The sequence below is a fragment of the Anaerococcus sp. Marseille-P3915 genome, assembly GCF_900258475.1.
GTDB classification, from domain to species: Bacteria; Bacillota; Clostridia; order Tissierellales; family Peptoniphilaceae; genus Anaerococcus; species Anaerococcus kampingae.
This window is the reverse complement of the sequence record NZ_LT984888.1, coordinates 92,359-110,863: the sequence shown is the minus strand read 5'-3', so window position 1 is coordinate 110,863 and position 18,505 is coordinate 92,359. Positions and strand designations below refer to the sequence as shown.

Below are 18,505 nucleotides of genomic sequence, written 5' to 3'. Positions count from 1 at the left end.
GGACCTTATGGAAATAATTGAATTTGAAAGTAAAGAGATAAAACTAAAGGACCTTCTAAAGGTCCTAAACCTAGTGCCAACAGGCGGCATTGCCAAGTCCATTATCAAAGAAGAGGGCATAATCCTTAACGATGAGCCTTGCTTTGTAGCTGGCAAAAAGGCCCATCCAGGCGATGCTGTAATCTTTGATGATTACAAGATTATAATCAAATAATGTGGATACAAGATATAAAATTACACAATTTTAGGAATTATTTCTACGAAAAGGTAAGCTTTAACGACAATATAAATATTTTTATAGGAGATAATGCCCAGGGCAAGACAAATCTGCTTGAATCTTGTTATTACTTAGCCAATGCCACTTCCTTTAAGAAGCTAAGGGATAAGGATTTAATCCAGTTTGGCCAGGAAAGGATGGAGCTTTCTGGCATAATCAGAAAGGGCCGCTCTTTTAAAAAAGTAAGGATAGAAGTAGATTCTTCTGATAAGAATATTTTCGTAAATGAAGTAAAATATACTAGGAACAAGGATTTAAGATCATTATTCAAGCTAGTCTTATTCACTCCAGAAGACCTTCTTATTATAAAGGAAGGACCAAATCTTAGGAGGGACCTCTTAGATGAAATCATAACAAGCATTGATTTTTCCTATAAGCAGGTCAAAAAAGACTACGATAAGATTCTTTATTCTAGAAATAAATTGCTAAAAAACAGGTCTTCCTCATTTTTCAAAGAGCAGCTAGATGCCTTTGACCAGTCCTTGGTAAAGGAAGCCTACAAAATTTATAAGAGAAGAAATAAATTTATAGGCTATATAGAAAAATACGCCAATGACTTCCAAAATGCCCTAACCAAGGGTGCTGAGAAGCTAGAGATAGAGTATATACCGGATATAAAGGCAAGTAGCCTTGAAGAATATCAGGAGAAGTTTTTAGCCCATAGGGATGAGGATTTAAGATACCAAACAACAAAATCTGGCATCCACAGAGACGATATAATTATCAAAATAAATGGCAAAAACACCAGGCTATTCGCCTCCCAAGGCCAGCAGAGGTCGGCTATTATCAATATAAAACTAGCCGAAGTAAGGCTTGTAAGGGAGATAAGCGGAGATAGGGCGGTGATTTTACTTGATGATGTATTTTCAGAGCTAGATGAATCTAGGTCGAAATTCTTATTAGAAAACCTAGCTGACTATCAAACCATAATCACAGCCACCAACACCAAGAGCCTAGAAGAAGTGTCAGCTGATAAGATATCCTATATCAAGGATGGCAGAATTAGAAAGGATAAATATGACAGAGAATAATTATGATGCTGGTAATATCAGGGTCTTAGAGGGACTAGAACCCGTTCGTCTAAGACCTGGTATGTATATAGGATCAACCAGCCAGAGGGGACTCCACCACCTAGTCTACGAAGTAGTAGATAACTCGGTAGATGAGGCCCTAGCCGGACGTTGTGACTACATAAAAGTTACCATAGACAAGGATAATGTTGTAAGTGTAGAAGATGACGGATCAGGAATTCCAGTCAAAGAACACCCAACAACCCACAAATCAACCCTAGAGACCGTACTAACAGTCCTCCATGCTGGTGGTAAGTTTGACGATTCAGCCTACAAGGTATCAGGAGGTCTTCACGGTGTAGGTGTTTCAGTAGTAAACGCCCTTTCTGAATATCTAATAGCAGAAGTAAAAAGAGATGGCCACATCTATAAAATGGAATTTGCCAGAGGTCAAGTTACAAAAGATATAGAAGTAATAGGCGATACTGATGAAACTGGTACCAAAATCACCTTTAAGGCAGATGGAACAATCTTTGATACAACAATCTATGACAGGACAATCCTAGAAAATAGGTTCAGAGAAATGGCCTTCTTAAATAAGGGAGTAGAAATCATCTTTGAAGATAAAAGAGAAGATTTCCTAACAAGCTTCAAATTTGAAGGTGGTATATCAGAATTTGTAGCCTACCTAAATAGGAACAAAGATCCAATAATGGAGATGATTCCACACTTTGACGGCTACCAAGAAGATACAGAAGTTGAGTTTGCCTTCCAATATACAGATGCCTATAGCGAAAACATCCTATCCTACGCCAACAACATCCAAACCCCAGAAGGCGGAAGCCACTTGGCAGGACTTAGATCATCACTTACAAGAACTGTAAATGACTACGCTAGAAAATATAATTTCATAAAAGATAACGAGGACAACCTCCAAGGTGAGGACATCAGAGAGGGAATTACAGCTGTAATTTCTGTAAAAATATCTGAGCCTCAATTTGAAGGCCAAACCAAATCTAAGCTTGGAAACTCAGAGGTAAGGGGTGCAGTAGATACCTTTATTTCAGAGCATTTAACAGCCTTCCTTGAAGAAAATCCAAAACCAGCCAAAGCTATTATAGACAAGGCCCTTGCAAGCAGACGTGCCAGAGAAGCAGCTAGAAAGGCAAGAGATTTAACCCGCAAGAGATCAATCCTAGATTCAGCTACCCTTCCAGGCAAGCTTGCCGATTGCCAATCAACAGACATTGGCGAAAATGAAATCTTCATAGTCGAGGGTAATTCTGCGGGAGGTTCTGCTAAAGGCGGTAGGGACAACAGAATCCAAGCCATCCTTCCTTTAAGAGGAAAGATAATGAATGTAGAAAAGGCCCACCTAGATAGGGTCCTAAACTCAGAAGAGATAAAAAACATGATTACAGCCTTCGGTACAGGCATAGGCAAGGAATTTGACCTAGAAAAGCTTCGCTACGGCAAGATCATAATCATGACCGATGCGGACGTCGACGGTGCCCACATCAGAACCTTGCTTTTAACCTTCTTCTACAGATATATGAAAGACCTAATAGATGAAGGTCACGTATATGTAGCCCTCCCACCTCTATACAGGATAAGCGTAGGCAAGAAGGAAAGATACGTTTATTCAGATGATGAAAGAGATAAGGTAATCAAAGAGCTTGGAGTAGATAATTACAAGATCAACAGATACAAGGGTCTTGGTGAAATGAATGCCGAACAATTATGGGAAACAACCATGGATCCAGACAGGCGTGTCCTCCTAAGAGTAGTAGAAGATTTGGAATCAACCACAACTGATGACACCTTCGCCCTCCTCATGGGAGAAAAGGTAGAACCTAGACGTAACTTCATCCAAGAAAACGCCAAGTACGTTACTGACATAGACGTATAGGAGGCAACATGACAGAAAATCAAAATATAATGAATATAGACCTTGAAACTAAGATGAAAAGCTCTTATCTTGAGTATTCAATGTCTGTAATAGTATCAAGAGCCCTACCAGATGTACGTGATGGCCTAAAACCAGTTCATAGGAGAATCCTCTATGATATGCAACTTCTGGGCCTTGATCCAAATAAACCAACCAGAAAATCAGCCAGGGTAGTCGGAGATGTAATGGGTAAATTTCACCCTCACGGCGACTATGCAATCTATGATGCCCTAGTAAGGTTAGCCCAAGACTTCTCAACTAGATATCCCCTAGCCCAAGGCCAAGGTAACTTCGGATCCATAGACGGGGATGCGGCAGCAGCCATGCGTTATACAGAAGTCAGAATGAGCAAGATAGCCAAGGAAATGCTAAGGGATATAAATAAGGATACAGTTGACTTTGTGCCAAACTTCGATGAAGAAGAGCTAGAGCCATCAGTCCTTCCATCAAGATTTCCAAACCTACTAGTAAATGGGTCAAACGGTATAGCTGTAGGTATGGCCACAAATATGGCCCCACACAACCTAGGCGAAGCAATCGATGCTTGTGTAGCCTACATGAAAGATCCAGAAATATCCATAGATGACCTATTAAAAATAATCCCAGGTCCAGACTTCCCAACAGGCGCCCTAATCCTAGGAAAATCCGGCATAAAAGATGCCTACCACACAGGTAGGGGCAAGATTAAACAAAGAGCAGTAGCAAGAATTGAGCCCTTTAAGAAAAATAGGGAAAGAATCATAATCTCAGAAATCCCTTACCAGGTAAATAAGGCAAGATTAATCGAAAAAATAGCTGAACTTGTAAAAGACAAGAGAATTGATGGCATATCTGACATCAGAGATGAATCAGACAGAAAAGGAATGAGGATAGTAGTTGAAATCAAGAGAGATTCCAACGCCAACATCGTCCTAAATAACCTCTATAAATATACCCAACTAGAAAATACTTTCGGTATCATAAACCTAGCCCTAGTTGGAGGCGAGCCAAAGATTCTAAATCTAAAAGAATTAATCGAATATTACGTAGACCACCAAAAGGAAGTAGTAACCCGTAGGACCACATTTGACCTATCAAAGGCCAGGGACCGTAAGCACATAGTAGAAGGTCTTATAATAGCCATTGACCACATAGATGAGATAATCAAGATAATCAGATCATCCTATGACAATGACCAAATTAAGAAAATCTTCTACGACAAATATAAGCTTACAGATGTTCAATCTCAAGCCATCTTAGATATGCAACTAAAACGCCTATCAGGACTAGAAATTGAAAAGCTAAATGCAGAAAATGATGAGTTAGCAAGGACAATTGAATACCTACTTTCAATCCTAAACTCTGAAGAAACCCTAATCAACCTAATCATCGACGAAATGACAGAAATCAAAGAAAAATACGCCGATGATAGAAGGACACAAATCGTCCCAGATGAGGGAGAGATGGACATAACAGAGCTAATTGAAGAAGAAGATATCCTAATAACCCTAACCAAGGAAGGCTACATCAAGAGACTTCCTATAGACACCTACAAGGTACAAAATAGGGGAGGCAAGGGAATTGCAGCAGGCAATACCAAAGAAGGCGACTTCATCAAAAAGATAATCACAACCAACACCCACGAAGATCTCTTATTCTTCACATCCATGGGCAAGGTTTATTCTCTAGAAGCCTACAAGATTCCAGAAGGTAGCCGTACATCTAGGGGTCAAGCGATAATCAACATCCTAAACCTAGAAAGCGGCGAGAAAATTACCGAAATGGTGACCCTATCCGAATTAAGCAAGGATAGCCAAATGGTTCTTCAAACCAAAAACGGTCAGATAAAGAAAACTGATGCAGAAAACTTCACTAAGATTAGAAGAAATGGCATTATAGCCATCTCCCTCAAGGAAGACGATAAGCTAATATCAGTAAGACAAATCGAAAAAGACGAAGAACTAATCATCTCCACCAAAAACGGTATGACCATCCAATTTAACACCAAAGATGTTAGAAGCATGGGAAGGACAGCCGCAGGAGTAAGGGCAATCAAGCTTGATAAGGGTGATGAAGTAGTATCAATGAATATCAAAGGAGATGAAACCTATCTTCTAGTAGTAACAGAAAATGGTTACGGCAAGAAGACCTCCTTCACCAATTTCAAAAACCAAAATAGGGGCGGAAAAGGTGTCAGATGCCACAAGATAACCGAAAAGACAGGTCAATTAGTAGACAGCTTGGCAGTAGATTTAGATACTGACATAATGATGGTATCCCTAACAGGCGATATGATTAGACTAAGTGTAAGAGATATATCTACAACAGGTAGAAATACAGTAGGTGTAAAACTTAAAAATCTAGCCAATGATAAGGATAAGATTGTTTCAGTAACTAAATATGACAATACACTAGAAGAAGAGGAATAAAATGTTTCAAAGCTTTATTATTGACAAAGACGACCACTTATTATTAAAAGTTGAAGGAGACCTAGATGTCTACTCTGAAGAAAAATTCAGAGACTTCATAGAAGAAAACCTAAGGGACATAGACAAGGACCTAACCATAGACCTAGAAAAACTAGACTACCTAGATTCAACAGGCCTTGGCCAATTTATGAAAATATACAAGCTTGTAAATGAAAAGGGCCACAAAACCACAATAACAAACCCAAAAGAAAACATCTACAAGCTCTTTAAAATAACAGACCTAACAGAAGTCTTCAATATGGAGTAGACATGGAAAAAATAAGCATAAAACTACCACAAAATAGCCTTTATCTCAAAGCCGTAAGGCTATTTGTGGCAGGTCTTGGCTCAGACCTTGACTTTGATATAGAACAAATCGAAGACCTCAAAGTCCTAGTAAGCGAGGCCATAAACTACAAGATAACAGAAGAAGATGTACAAATAGACTTCCTAGTAGAAGAAGATTCCCTATCCATCGAAGTAAGGGGCAAGGATAAGACAGCTGATCCAAAGGCAATATCAATGAGAGATGCCATTCTAAAGGCCCTAGCAGATGATCTTGAAACAGGAGAAGATTTCCTAAAAATAAGCATGAGGAAGACTTATGACTAAGGAAAGCCAAGACCGTAAGGATGAAATTAATCAGAAATTTGAAGAATTTGCAAAAACTAGGGATAAAAAGCTAAGAGATGAGCTCATAGAAGAGCACATGTATATAGTCGATATCCTATCAAATAAATACGTTGGCAAGGGCATAGAAAAAGACGACCTCTACCAGGTAGCAAGCCTAGGCCTAATCAATGCTGTAGATAGGTTCGACCCATCAAAGGGCTATGCCTTCTCATCCTTTGCCACCCCAACAATCATGGGTGAACTAAAGAGATATTTTAGGGACAAGGGCTGGGTAATAAGGGTGCCAAGACGCATCCAAAACCTCTACAAAAAGATAAACACAGCCAAAAAAACCCTAACCCAAGAGCTTCAAAGAGTTCCAACAAGTAAGGACATAGCCGATTATCTAGGAGAAGATGAGGAAACAATCCTAGAAACCATGGAAGCAAGCAAGGTCTACACTCCTCAATCCTTGGACATGAAATACCAGGTCCAAAAGGGAGAAAATGCCATAGACCTAGCAGATATAGTTGGCGAAGAAGACAAAAACTTCGACTCAATAGAGCTAAAAGATATGATAGACAAGTCAAAAGAAAGGCTCACCGACCTAGAAAAGCAAATCCTAGAGCTCAGATACTACGAAGGCAGAACCCAGGTAGACATAGCAGAAAGCTTGGATATAAGCCAGATGACTGTATCAAGACTAGAGAAGAAAATCCTCAAGAAATTCTCCATAGAATTTGAAAGGATGACAGAATGAAAAAAATCCAAAACCCAACAAGGGTAGGACTTGCCTTTTTAGTTCTAGCCATAGTATTAAACCAAAACCCAAATATCCCAGACCTAGCCAAGGGCCTAGCATATGGGCTTGCAATCGGGGCCCTCCTAATGGGATTAAAGAAAAAATCAGCAGCTTGTTAAGAGCTGCTTTTTTTAAGGAGAAATATGAAAATCTACAACATCTACGAAAATATAAACTTCGATAAAGATAAAGAAATAGAAGACCTAATCTTTGAAAATGATAAAATAAAAATCCTAAGAACTAGCTCCCTTGATCAAGTTACAGACTATTATGATCAGGAAGAGCTCGAAATAGTAAAAATAGTAGAAGGATCTGCTATTCTTGAAATCGAAGGAGAAGAAATTAAGCTCAAAAAGGGCGACATCCTCCCAATCCCTCCCCACCAAGTCCACAAAGTCACCTACCAAGACCATGTAGTCTGGCTTTGTATTTTTGTAAAAAATTAAAAAATGTAACAAATGTTACTGATAATCATTATCTATGGTGATATAATTATGGTAAGATTAGGAGGATTTTATGATAATTGATATAAATATGCCTGTGGCAGATCTAATAAAAGATAATGACAAACTAAAAAATGACCTAATAGGTCTAGGTTTTAACGCTCTAGCCAATCCGCTAATGGTAAGTACAGTGGGCAAAAAGATGAGCCTTAAGCGTGGAGCTTCAATGATGAAGATAGAAAATCTTGAAGATAAGCTAAAAGATCTTGGATATGAGCTAAGCGACTCATCCCAAGATCCGGAAGTCATAGAAAGGAAAAAACTCATCAAATCCTTTATAGAAAGACTCACAGCAGGGGAAGACCTTGAAAGTGTGAGGGCTGATTTTAGGGAAAACTTTGAGGGAGTTTCATCAGCAGAAATAATGGATGCAGAAGAAGAGCTCTTGGCTTCTGGCATGGATAAGGATGAAGTTAGAAAGCTTTGCGATGTTCACTCAAGCCTTTTTCATGGGATGACTGAAAATGAAAATGAAAAAACATCCTATGATGACATCCCATTTATTTCCTATTTTGCTAGAGAAAATCAAAAGATAAAGGAAATATTGGAAAACTATGAAGGTGATTATGAAAAACTAAGAGGAATCTTATCAAACCATTATAAGAAAAAGGGAGATCTCATCTATCCAATACTAAAGGCTAAATACAATAAGCCGGGCCCTTCTGATGTAATGTGGGCTGTGGACATCGAGATTGTAAATAATATCAAAAAGGCTTTGAAATTAAAAAATGAAGACCTATTAGAAAAATCTATCGAAAGGGCCAAGGAGATGACCTACAAGGAGGAAAATATCCTTTATCCTCTCATGAAATATACCCTAAACAGCCAAGATTTAGCCATTCTTTATGATGACCTAGCCGATTATGACCACGACCTAGTAGACTATAATAGAGAAGAAGCAGCAAGCAAGGCCTTAGCAGATGATAATTATATACACTTTGCCAAAGGTAAGATGAGGATTGATCAGCTAGAAGCCATGCTAGATACCATGGAAATTGAAATAACCTTTGTGGATGAAAATGACATAAATTCTTATTACAATAATCACGAAGGAGCAAAATTATTCAAAAGACCTAAATCATCCCTCGGTAGAGAAGTCTATTCTTGTCACCCACCACAAGTTGAGCCTATAGTTAGGGGCCTTATAAAAGATTTTAAGGAAGGAAAAAGAGATTCCTTCAAGCTTGTAAAAAATATTGCTGGTAAAGATATAGCAATAGGCTATTTTGCAGTCAGAGATAAGAATGGTACCTATAAGGGAGTGTTAGAAACTGTCCAAGACCTAAGTTTTTATATTGAAAGTCTTAATAAATAAAGAAATTTCAGGCAAATCTTAAAAAATCCCTTGAAAAACTAATAATTTTAGACAACTTGTGATATAATAATATGAGAACATAGTAAAGGAGATTTTATGATTTGTAAAAATTGTGGCCACGAAAATGAAGATGGCAAAAAAATCTGTGAAAATTGCGGACAAGAGTTAGAAAATTCTGACCAAAGAGATAGAAGAAGACAAAGAAGAAGCCAACAGGCTGATGATGAGAAAATAGTCATCAGAAAAAGAGAAAATAATAGAAAAGATAAGGATATGGACCTAATAACAGTAGGTATGATATTTGGTGGAATATTAATATTTGCTGTAGCAGCCATAATCTTTTCCTACTTCATAAACCTAGGCTCAAATAAAACTGAAAAGTCACCAAGCCAAGTAGAAGAAAAGGTAGAGGAGAACAAAGACCTCTACAAACAAGCCCTAACTAAGGCAGAAGAAGCTATAAAAGATGAAGACTATCTAGGCGCTCTTAAGGTTTTAAATGCTATACCAAAGGCAGCAGGAGACTTCTATGACAAGGGTCAAAAGCAAATAGCAGACATGGAAAAAGACGTAGAAGCTAAGATAAATGAGCTAGTAGAAGCAGGTGATGAAGACAAGGCAAGAAACCTTGCTGATGAGTACCTAAAGGCAAATGCCGATGCTAAAAATATAAAAGAGCTCAGAGCTAATATGAAAGATAAGGAAGAAACTCCAGAAAAAGACGAAGAAAAAGAAACTGATAAAGATACAGAAGAAAGTACAGACGAAGAAACTGACAAGAAAGAAAATACTAAAAAAGAATCTAAAAACTATGACAAGGAATACCTAAGAAGAACCAATTCTTACGGTCAAAATGGTAACCCAGCTTATACAGATGTCTACAGCGAAAGCGACTTCTTAAACAAAACTGTAAAGATAGATGCCAACATGGGAGAAATCAGAACAGAACCAAACCTAAACTCAGGAGTAGCAGGTTATGTCAACCGCAACGAAACCTACAAGGTAAGCGAAGTCCACGATGATGGAGGAAGATATTGGCTAAATATAGGCGATGGCTGGATATCATCCAAACTAGTCACAGGTGAATTTAGAGACTAAAATCTTAAAGGCCTAGCAATAAGCTAGGTCTTTTCTAGTAAAAAAAATGAAGATGTGATATAATTATCCTAATCCAAGTAGAGAAAAGGAGCATCCAATGATTTGTAAAAACTGCGGCCATGAAAACGAAAAAAATTCTAAGTTTTGTGAAAAATGCGGATCAAAATTAGAAGAGATAAAGCCAGAGATTATAGAAGAGAAAAAAGACAACAAAGTTTGCCCAAAATGTGGCTTTGAAAATGACAAAGAATCCAAGTTTTGCCAATCTTGTGGATCAAAATTAGAAAATATAAAGCCAGCTATCATAGAAGAGAAAAAAGACAGCAAAGCTTGCCCAAAATGTGGCTTTGCAAATGACAAAGACTCTAAATTTTGCGAATCTTGTGGCAGCAAACTAGATGAAGCAAAAGAAGAAAAAGGCCAAACGACCTTAGTCAACAAAGAAAAAATTGAAGAGTTAATAGGAAAAAATAAGGAAAATACCCAAGAAAAAAACCTCGGCCAAGAAGTAAAAAAGGCAGAAAATAAGGAAAACCCACAGAAAGCTGCCCACAAAGCAAGCGAGGATTCCTATATAGAAATCAAAAAGAGAAGAGATACAGAAAGACTAGGCCAAGACTTTAAAAAAGACTTAAACAATGAGCTTGGAGAAAATAGAAGAGCTAAGAGACACGAAAGAGCCCAAGAAGAAAAATTCAGCGAAGAAAATGAAAAGAAAAATGTCCTAGTCTACGCATTAATAGCAGGCTTTTGCCTAATAGTCCTAACAGTAGTAATAGCGGTAGGATTTTTCGGATCCAAAAAATCCCAAAAGCCAGCTTATAAGCAAAATCAAGAGATAGAATCAGCTGAAAATGGTTCCTACCAAGACCTATACGACCAGGCCCTAGATGCGTTTTATAATGAAGACTACAACGAAGCAGCTGAGAAATTCAAGTCAATCCCACAAGAAGAGGTCGACCTATACACCAAGGCACAAAAAAATCTATCACAAATTGAAAAAAGACTAGTAGAAGACCTCAATTCCTATATAGAAGATGAGGACTACAATACAGCAAAAAGCCTTGCAGCAAGCTATTTAAAAATAATTCCAAACTCTAAAAAAATAAAAGACATCTATAATCAATTAGAAAGTGGAAAAATCGAAGATAGTGAAGCTCGTAATGAAAGTGACCTAGAAAAAAGCAAAGACTACGACCTAGAAGAAATAAGAAAAAATAACTCCTACGGCGAGGGTGGAAATCCACAATACACAGAAATCTACAAGCCAGAAGACTTCTTAAACAAATCCTTCAGAATCGATACAGACAGTGGAAAAGTAAGGGCAAATGCAGACATGAACTCAGAGAAAATAGGAGATGTCTACAGAGGAGAAATCTACCACATCTATGATGTAAAAAGCGATGGCGAAAGATATTGGCTAAATATAGGCGATAATGCCTGGATATCATCCAAACTAATAACTGGAGAATATAGAGAAGATTAAAAAAAGAACAAACTAAGACCCGCAGCTCAGGCTCGGGTCTTGTTTTATAAGGAGAAGGAATGGATTTAATAGAAATTCACAGGAATTCATTTGCAAACAAGAAGATTCTTAAGCAAGCTAAGAAGTGTGGGTGTTTTTATTGCTGTAGGATATTTTGCACGGAGGAAATAACTATGCGGATTGAAGATGAGCCAGACTCCACAGCCCTCTACCCATATTGTTTTGTAGATTCTGTGATAGCTGAGTCAAAATCATTTATTCTAAGCAAAGAATTACTTGAAAAGATGCATGAGATATATTTTTAGAATCTTATAGATTAATTCAAATATATGGTAAATCTGCTTGTTTTAAGAAACAGATATCTATCAGCTTTTATTTTTTCACAAATCTAGTATAGTAAGCTAATAAACATATAAGGAGAAATATATAGATGATTTTATAAGCAATATGGAAATTGATACTGATTGTGCTGAGGATTTTCCTTGGCGTGTTTTGGTATGCCATATTGTGGATAAGATTATTCTTTTTGGAATAGGTCTGTTCACTTGGGACGGACTTTTTTTGTGAAAATTTATAAATATTATTCATAAGTGGCATATCATCCTAGGAGGATATATGTTACAGATTAAAAATTTAGGAATTAACTTAATTAAGGATGATAGAGACTTGTTAAAGGATTTTGATTTTGCCCTAAATCAGGGAGACAAGGTCGGCCTTATTGGCGAAGAGGGAAATGGCAAGTCAATTCTCTTAAAGACAATAATTGATAGGAAAAGTGTTGAGAATTACGCTCAAATAAGTGGAGAAATATACAAAAAAGAAGAAATTATTGGATATCTTCCCCAAAGTCTTGATGAGAATTTTTTAGAAATGACAGTAGAGACCTATATGAATAAAGTGCTTGGTATGAGCCTATTAGATTATAATAAACTTTATAAGTATTTGGATCAATTTGGCCTTGATGAAGACCTTGTTTTTGGCAAATTAAAACTAGGGGATCTTTCAGGTGGGGAGAGGATAAAAGCCCTGCTTTTGTTTGAACTTTTAAAAGAGCCGACTGTCTTTTTATTTGACGAACCGACCAATGATTTAGATTACAGATCGGCAAGCTTTATCACAAAGCTTATGGCTGAGATGAAAATCCCCTTAATTTTTGTATCCCACGATCCAGAGCTTTTAAGAAAAGTCGCCAATAGGATTGTTCATTTGGAACAAGTTCATAGGAGGCAAGTCCCTAGATTTACGGTTTTTAATGGATCTTATGATAGGTATGTGAAAGAGCGAGAAAATCAAATTAGGATTCAAAATGCCAGGGCAAATAAGGAAAGGGAAGAATTTGCTAAGAAGGCAGAAAGGTACAGAAAAGTCTATGATTCTGTAAACCATGCTATAAATGCTACGAAAAATGATATAGAAGGCAAAAATCTAAAGGATAAGATGGCCAGTGTAAAATCGCTTGGAAAAAGGCTTGATAAGGAAAAAGAAAATTTAACACAAAGACCTGATTTTGAAGATTCGATAGGAATATTTTTTGATGATAGCATCGATATTCCCAATTCAAAAGTGGTTTTGGATGTTAACTTGGATGAGATTTTGGCGGGAGAAAAAATCTTATCTAAAAATATTGAGCTGAAAGTAGTAGGACCTGAAAAAATATGCATAATTGGGAAAAATGGTGCAGGAAAAACTACTCTTTTGAAGGAGATTTATAAGTGTCTCGAAAAAACAAATCTTAAAATAGGATATATGCCTCAAGATTATTTTGAATACCTTAAAGATTCGGAAACTCCCATCTCCTACCTTGCAAAACAAGATAGTAAGGATGAGAAAACCAGGGTTTCAAATCTCCTAGGCAGTTTAAATTTTTCTAGAGAAGAGATGGAAAGAAGTCTAAAGAGCCTATCAGGCGGCCAAAAAGCCAAGGTATTTTTTGCTAAGATGAATATGGATAGGGCAGAGGTTTTGCTTTTAGATGAACCAACTAGAAACTTATCCCCAACTTCCCAACCAGAAATCATAGAAAGTCTTAAATCTTACAAAGGAGCTATAATTGCTGTATCTCACGATAGGGACTTCATAAGGGAGGTCTTTGATAGGGTATATGAGTTAGATTCTAAGGGACTTATGCAAATAAATTAATAAAAAAAGGTGGTAAATAAATAGAAATTTTTTCTAAATCTTACCACCTTTTTATTAGTCCTTGATTTTAAATACGATTTTTTTAACCTCTACACTTTTTTCTAGGGTGCAACCTGGTTTGTGGAATTCGCCAGGGAAAAATATAGCGAAGTCTCCCTCATTAAGGATGAGTTTTGAGAAGTTTGCTATATCATTTGTTAAAAAGAAATCCCCGTCCTTATCCATTTCATAAGTCTTACCATAAGAATCTTCTGTGGCAAAGTCTATTCTTTCAGAAGAAGTCACTATGTATTGGATATCTATATATTCTTCGTGGACCTCAAATTCTTTTTCCTCTGCCTTTAGAGTTTGGTAGGATTGAAGGGATGCGAAAAGATTTTCGTTAACATCAATTCTTCCTGGCTTGAAATTATTTTTGTCAAAATTCTCTAAGAAGTTAATCACGTTTTTTATTTGCTCGTGGACTTTTTCGTATTTTTCTAAGTTTTTTATATTATCAAGTATCATAAATCCCCCTTTTTAGTAAATATACGCTGCAAGGGTTTAGAAACAAGGGGCTTGGCGAGTGAAAATACTTTCTAAAATTAGACTAGTATTTCAGGGGTTAAAAGGCTATTGATAAAAGCATGAACCTATGAGGTATTATATTACTATATAGAATCTGGAGGGTATTTTGATGGCAGAGTATAGATTTAAGACGGACAGGTTAATTATTCGTGACATGACTTTAGAAGATTTAGACCAAGTTGCAAAGATTTGGGGAAATATTGAAGTTGGAAAATACCTAGCTGATCCCTATTACAAGGATGGTGAGGATCTTAGAAGTTGTTTTGGAAGTGGTGTTTTTGATAATAGCTCTTATTGGGATGATGATTTTTATTTTGTTTTGCTAGATAAAATAAATAATCAAATAATCGGCACTGCTTGTACATGGATAATTGATGGTGATATATGGGGTATTGGTTATACTCTTAAAAAAGAATCTTGGGGCAAGGGTCTTGCGACAGAGTTGATTTCAGCCTTAGAAAAATTTATTAAATCTAGAGGTGGGAAAATTATATCAGCAGATGTGGCTAAAGAAAATATTGGATCTTTAAAAGCTTGCTATAATAATGGATTCAAAAATTATAGGCAGATGACTTTTAAAAAAGCTGGTACAGATATTATTTACCATGCCTTAGAACTTAGAAAGATGATTGGTTAGATTTTAATAGGAAGAGTAAAAGACGAGGATTTCCCCGTCTTTAGCTTTGTAAATATTAATTTTTACCTGTATACATTGTGGATGCGCCTGGATATAATTTTCCTAGTTCGTCAAATACTAGTCCTATATCGCCAAAGCCTGTTTCTTCTAGGCGTTTTTGGGCCCTGGTGTAGGCTAGATCTATGTCCTTGTTTGGTATCTCATCTACTATTTTCTTGTCAAATTCGTAGTGATTTACAAGGGCTTCTTTTAGAGCTTGGTAGTCTTTGTCGCTTGAGCCGAATTTGAGTAGGTTTTCGTAGTCTTCTGGATTTGCTGCACCATCTTCTTTTGAGGTGGATTTTTTGTCATTCTTTGAGTTTCCTTGATCTTCTCTAGAAAGGATCTCATAGGCCATTTTTACATAGTCTTCATAGTAGGCTAATGGGTCCTTTTCGTAAGCCTCGTGGAAGGCATCTTCCATTTCTTTGTCGGTGTAGGACCATACTTCATTGTAGTCTTCACCATTTTCTACCATGGTATTTCTTTCGTATTCAAATTTATTGCCTATGGTGTCATCTTGGCTTGCCTGCCAATTATATTTGCTTTCTACTGAATCTAGTGGAAATTTGAGGGATTTTTCTGGATTTTCATTTGCAAGCTCTTGGAAGAAGAAGTCTTTTACATCCCAATATCCAGTATCTTTGCTTTCCTCTTCTGCCTTTTCGTAAAGCTTAATGAGCTCATCGTCATCTAATTTTCTTACAAAGGCTGGGTCAAATTCTCCTATATCTGTTAGAAGCTTCTTTAGGTTCTTGCCGGTTATTTCAAATTTAGAATCGCTAGACTTTTCGTCAGTTTTTTCTTCATTTGCTTTTTCTTTTTCTAGATCAACCTTTTTATCTAGGGCCTTGGCAATAGTTTCTTCAGATACTTTTGAAGAAGGGCTATCTGCCTTGTTACAGCCTGTAACTAAAAATGTTAGGGCAAGGGCTAGGATTAAAGTTTTATTTTTCATGCTTATCCTCTCTTTATTTCAATTTTTTGATAATATGTGATAGGTTTTTCTTATACAATCATACCATTTTTAAAGTTGTTTTAAAAGATAAGCCCCTTCTTCTTTATCGTTCTTATGTATTTTAGAAAAAAAAATCACCAATTTTAACAAATTTGTAACCTTTTTGTTGCAATTTTTTCCGCTTTGTTATATAATAGGAATAGAATTTGAGTAAAAGACTATATTTTTGTAAATTATTTGTAACAAAAAGTGAGGTAAAGACAATGAAAAAAATCAATAAAACTGTCCTACTCGCCTCATCATTTCTTATTTCGCAAGCTTTCTTATTGACTGATAAAACTTACGCTAGCGAAGAGTTTAAAAATGATTATAAGCTAGATTTAAAGGAGAGTATTGACAGTTCTGATAATAGTGAACTTATTACAAGTGAAAATTTCACGAAAGTTCAAACAAATACAGACCAGGCAGCAGAAAACCAAGATGCAAAGCCAGCAGAGTCTGAAATAGATACTAAAATTGAGCCAGTGGCAAACAAGCCAGAAGAGGCTTCTATTTCTGATGGAAAAATCTCTCTGGAAAATAAACAATTAGTCGATGATAAGGCAAGTCAAGCTCCTTCTGTAGATGAAAATCAACAAGCAGATCAAAGCTCTGATGACTTAGATCAAATTTTTGGACAAAGCCCTAAGAAGCTTGCTAATGTAATTTATTATGATAATTCAGATTTAAGCATACCTGAAGTAAACAAGAGCGAAGTTAGCAATGAAGCTACAAATACTATTCATAATAGCCAAACTCAAATAGAAGAAAAGAAATATTATGCACCAAGCACAAGTGGTTATTTTGTCAAAAATAAGGGCAAGATAAACTACTTTAGAAATAATAAACTAGTTAAAAATGAATCTATCAAAGTAAAAGATAGGATTTATAGGGCAGATAAAACAGGGTCCCTATCAAACCCTAGAAATTCTTGGCTAAATGTAGGCAAAAGCATCTACTACAATGGCAAGGATGGCTCTATAACAAAGGGAATCACTCAAATCAAAGATCAAAAATATTACTTTGATAATGAAGGAGTCCTACAAAGAAACCAAAAGCTAGTAACCCAAAATACTTATTATGAAGTAAATAGGCTTGGCCAAATGAAGACAGCCCCTAACAAATGGGTTAATATCAGCGGTGCGATATATCGTACCCAAAATGATGGTTCTATAGCTAGAGGAATTACCAAAATTGGAAATGCCGACTACATGTTTGACAATAGCGGTAAGCTTCAAACCAATAAAAAACTAATCCTAAATGACAAATACTACACAGTAAATGCAACAGGACTAGTAACAAATCCAAAGAACGAATGGCTAGCCATAGATGGTCTAACATATAGAACAGATAAAGATGGTAAGATTGTAAAAAATGTTCAAGAGATAAATAATAACACCTATGTATTCGATCATAAAACCGGAGTAATGATTACAGGAAAAACTGCCCTAGCAAATGGTAAATTCTTTGAAATTGACAATCGCGGAGTAGCAACAAATCCAAAAGATGCATGGGTAACACACGAAGGCAAAACCTTCCACACCAATGCAAATGGCTATATCCAAAAGGGTATCTGGGATATAGAAGGCAAGACCTATTGCTTTGATGATAATGGTCTAGTTAGAAATTCTAAATACCTACAAAATGGATTAGAATACACAACAGATGATAAAGGTCTTGCAAGAAGAACAGGCTTTGAAGTAAAAGGCGATAGAAATATCGACACAGTCATGGACTGGATGTTCCAAGCAAAAAACAAAAATATGACCTATAATATGGGTGCTGGAAGAAATACAGAAACACAAGCAGACTGCTCATCAGCTGTATACAGAGCTCTAATCTACGGAGGTTTCCTAAAATCTGATGCCTACGTAGGAAATACTGAAACCCTATTTGCCATGGGTGCAAAGGGCGAAGTAATGTATGAAATAAAAGAAAATGAAATCGACTACGGTGATATATTCGTAGCAGGTAATCCAGGTCAGTCCCTAGGAGCAGGTGGTCATACAGGCTTCATCTTAAACAAACAAAATGACTCCATAATCCATATGAATTACTCAGACAACGGAGTGAGAGTAACACCTAGAAAAGGAAGAATGGGAGATGCTTCAGGCAGACCTGTAAAATACTACAGACTTGTTGGAGCCAAATCAAGCAGAATATTCGTAGATAAAAAATAATATTAAAGACTAGTCCTTAGGGGCTAGTTTTTTATTAGTGAAAAAATTTTTGATTAACTTTCAATTGATGAAAATAAAATCCCCCTTGTATTGAATTTATTTTATCTTTAAAAAACTTTTGTAGAACTTAAATCTATATTCATAGAGCAGGTTGACTATTTGACTTTAATCTGCTCTATTTTTTTATAAAATTTTTAAAAAAAATCATGAATATTATCCAGATTTAAGAATGAAATAATAAACCCAAGCTTATAGAAGATTTTATAAATCTTGGGCTAAAAATAAAGATTTAGCTTGATAACACCCACAAGTAAATGTAAAAACTTGCATTATTAATTGCAAAGACCTTGAAAATTTAGAGTGAAATTGCATTATTATTCCTTAATATAAAAATAAATTCAAAACACTACTTGACAAAACTATATTATCAGGATAAAATACTAAACAA

The 18,505-nt window shown here is 36.3% G+C and carries 18 protein-coding genes; 16 read left to right on the top strand and 2 right to left on the bottom strand.

All coding sequences use genetic code 11. From position 1 onward, the window contains the following. The first annotated feature begins 7 nt into the window (after positions 1 to 7). From C8269_RS08235 to C8269_RS08175, 14 genes are all read left to right on the top strand, one after another. Entirely contained in the window at positions 8 to 214 is a 207-nt protein-coding gene (locus tag C8269_RS08235) for an RNA-binding S4 domain-containing protein (protein ID WP_106461245.1), read from the top strand. Further along, positions 214 to 1,308: a DNA replication/repair protein RecF gene (gene recF / locus C8269_RS08230; RefSeq protein ID WP_106461244.1), complete on the top strand. Its 1,095-nt coding sequence runs from the start codon at positions 214 to 216 to the stop codon at positions 1,306 to 1,308. The genes C8269_RS08235 and recF overlap by 1 nt, the downstream gene beginning before the upstream one ends. Beyond that, positions 1,295 to 3,196 (top strand): DNA topoisomerase (ATP-hydrolyzing) subunit B, encoded by a 1,902-nt coding sequence (gene gyrB / locus C8269_RS08225; protein ID WP_106461808.1) that lies wholly within the window; start codon positions 1,295 to 1,297, stop codon positions 3,194 to 3,196. The genes recF and gyrB overlap by 14 nt, the downstream gene beginning before the upstream one ends. Positions 3,197 to 3,204: 8 nt before the next feature. After that, positions 3,205 to 5,643, top strand: coding sequence for a DNA gyrase subunit A (gene gyrA, locus C8269_RS08220; RefSeq protein WP_106461243.1), 2,439 nt, complete (start codon positions 3,205 to 3,207; stop codon positions 5,641 to 5,643). 1 nt (position 5,644) lies between these two features. Beyond that, positions 5,645 to 5,950: an STAS domain-containing protein gene (locus tag C8269_RS08215; RefSeq protein WP_106461242.1), complete on the top strand. Its 306-nt coding sequence runs from the start codon at positions 5,645 to 5,647 to the stop codon at positions 5,948 to 5,950. Between the two features lie 2 nt (positions 5,951 to 5,952). Continuing rightward, positions 5,953 to 6,294: an anti-sigma regulatory factor gene (locus C8269_RS08210; RefSeq protein WP_106461241.1), complete on the top strand. Its 342-nt coding sequence runs from the start codon at positions 5,953 to 5,955 to the stop codon at positions 6,292 to 6,294. Next, positions 6,287 to 7,054, top strand: coding sequence for a SigB/SigF/SigG family RNA polymerase sigma factor (locus C8269_RS08205; protein WP_106461240.1), 768 nt, complete (start codon positions 6,287 to 6,289; stop codon positions 7,052 to 7,054). Before C8269_RS08210 ends, C8269_RS08205 begins: the two co-directional genes overlap by 8 nt. After that, a complete protein-coding gene (locus C8269_RS10900) occupies positions 7,051 to 7,215 on the top strand; it encodes a hypothetical protein (RefSeq protein WP_199792190.1) in 165 nt (54 codons plus the stop codon). Before C8269_RS08205 ends, C8269_RS10900 begins: the two co-directional genes overlap by 4 nt. 24 nt (positions 7,216 to 7,239) lie before the next feature. Next, positions 7,240 to 7,542 carry a cupin domain-containing protein gene (locus tag C8269_RS08200; RefSeq protein WP_106461239.1) on the top strand — a complete coding sequence of 101 codons (303 nt, stop codon included), beginning with the start codon at positions 7,240 to 7,242 and terminating at the stop codon, positions 7,540 to 7,542. Positions 7,543 to 7,612: 70 nt separating this feature from the next. Then, a complete protein-coding gene (locus C8269_RS08195) occupies positions 7,613 to 8,914 on the top strand; it encodes a DUF438 domain-containing protein (RefSeq protein ID WP_106461238.1) in 1,302 nt (433 codons plus the stop codon). 96 nt (positions 8,915 to 9,010) lie between these two features. Then, a complete protein-coding gene (locus C8269_RS08190; protein ID WP_106461237.1) occupies positions 9,011 to 10,012 on the top strand; it encodes a zinc-ribbon domain-containing protein in 1,002 nt (333 codons plus the stop codon). Between the two features lie 97 nt (positions 10,013 to 10,109). Beyond that, complete coding sequence (locus tag C8269_RS08185; RefSeq protein WP_106461236.1) at positions 10,110 to 11,498, top strand: double zinc ribbon domain-containing protein; 1,389 nt, start codon at positions 10,110 to 10,112, stop codon at positions 11,496 to 11,498. A 59-nt stretch (positions 11,499 to 11,557) separates the two neighbouring features. Then, entirely contained in the window at positions 11,558 to 11,803 is a 246-nt protein-coding gene (locus tag C8269_RS08180; protein ID WP_106461235.1) for a cytoplasmic protein, read from the top strand. 310 nt (positions 11,804 to 12,113) lie between these two features. Beyond that, positions 12,114 to 13,637, top strand: a complete 1,524-nt coding sequence (locus C8269_RS08175; protein WP_106461234.1) for an ATP-binding cassette domain-containing protein — start codon at positions 12,114 to 12,116, stop codon at positions 13,635 to 13,637. A gap of 54 nt (positions 13,638 to 13,691) precedes the next feature. Here the strand turns inward: C8269_RS08175 and C8269_RS08170 are convergent, their stop codons facing one another. Continuing rightward, a complete protein-coding gene (locus C8269_RS08170; protein ID WP_106461233.1) occupies positions 13,692 to 14,144 on the bottom strand; it encodes a YhcH/YjgK/YiaL family protein in 453 nt (150 codons plus the stop codon). A gap of 169 nt (positions 14,145 to 14,313) precedes the next feature. Between C8269_RS08170 and C8269_RS08165 the strand changes: the two genes are divergently transcribed. After that, entirely contained in the window at positions 14,314 to 14,841 is a 528-nt protein-coding gene (locus C8269_RS08165; RefSeq protein WP_106461232.1) for a GNAT family N-acetyltransferase, read from the top strand. Positions 14,842 to 14,896: 55 nt separating this feature from the next. Here C8269_RS08165 and C8269_RS08160 read toward each other — a convergent pair whose 3' ends face one another. Beyond that, complete coding sequence (locus C8269_RS08160; RefSeq protein ID WP_106461231.1) at positions 14,897 to 15,838, bottom strand: hypothetical protein; 942 nt, start codon at positions 15,836 to 15,838, stop codon at positions 14,897 to 14,899. 263 nt (positions 15,839 to 16,101) lie between these two features. Here C8269_RS08160 and C8269_RS08155 point away from each other — a divergent pair, with 263 nt between their 5' ends. Next, positions 16,102 to 18,057, top strand: a complete 1,956-nt coding sequence (locus C8269_RS08155; protein WP_158698397.1) for a peptidoglycan amidohydrolase family protein — start codon at positions 16,102 to 16,104, stop codon at positions 18,055 to 18,057. Positions 18,058 to 18,505: the final 448 nt, after the last annotated feature.

Coding starts and splice junctions, on each gene's coding strand:
- C8269_RS08190 (WP_106461237.1), top strand. CDS start 9,011: ATGATTTGTAAAAATTGTGGCCACGAAAATGAAGATGGCAAAAAAATC.
- C8269_RS10900 (WP_199792190.1), top strand. CDS start 7,051: ATGAAAAAAATCCAAAACCCAACAAGGGTAGGACTTGCCTTTTTAGTT.
- C8269_RS08155 (WP_158698397.1), top strand. CDS start 16,102: ATGAAAAAAATCAATAAAACTGTCCTACTCGCCTCATCATTTCTTATT.
- C8269_RS08205 (WP_106461240.1), top strand. CDS start 6,287: ATGACTAAGGAAAGCCAAGACCGTAAGGATGAAATTAATCAGAAATTT.
- C8269_RS08170 (WP_106461233.1), bottom strand. CDS start 14,144: ATGATACTTGATAATATAAAAAACTTAGAAAAATACGAAAAAGTCCAC.
- C8269_RS08235 (WP_106461245.1), top strand. CDS start 8: ATGGAAATAATTGAATTTGAAAGTAAAGAGATAAAACTAAAGGACCTT.
- C8269_RS08160 (WP_106461231.1), bottom strand. CDS start 15,838: ATGAAAAATAAAACTTTAATCCTAGCCCTTGCCCTAACATTTTTAGTT.
- gyrB (WP_106461808.1), top strand. CDS start 1,295: ATGACAGAGAATAATTATGATGCTGGTAATATCAGGGTCTTAGAGGGA.
- gyrA (WP_106461243.1), top strand. CDS start 3,205: ATGACAGAAAATCAAAATATAATGAATATAGACCTTGAAACTAAGATG.
- C8269_RS08200 (WP_106461239.1), top strand. CDS start 7,240: ATGAAAATCTACAACATCTACGAAAATATAAACTTCGATAAAGATAAA.
- C8269_RS08215 (WP_106461242.1), top strand. CDS start 5,645: ATGTTTCAAAGCTTTATTATTGACAAAGACGACCACTTATTATTAAAA.
- C8269_RS08185 (WP_106461236.1), top strand. CDS start 10,110: ATGATTTGTAAAAACTGCGGCCATGAAAACGAAAAAAATTCTAAGTTT.
- C8269_RS08210 (WP_106461241.1), top strand. CDS start 5,953: ATGGAAAAAATAAGCATAAAACTACCACAAAATAGCCTTTATCTCAAA.
- recF (WP_106461244.1), top strand. CDS start 214: ATGTGGATACAAGATATAAAATTACACAATTTTAGGAATTATTTCTAC.
- C8269_RS08175 (WP_106461234.1), top strand. CDS start 12,114: ATGTTACAGATTAAAAATTTAGGAATTAACTTAATTAAGGATGATAGA.
- C8269_RS08195 (WP_106461238.1), top strand. CDS start 7,613: ATGATAATTGATATAAATATGCCTGTGGCAGATCTAATAAAAGATAAT.
- C8269_RS08180 (WP_106461235.1), top strand. CDS start 11,558: ATGGATTTAATAGAAATTCACAGGAATTCATTTGCAAACAAGAAGATT.
- C8269_RS08165 (WP_106461232.1), top strand. CDS start 14,314: ATGGCAGAGTATAGATTTAAGACGGACAGGTTAATTATTCGTGACATG.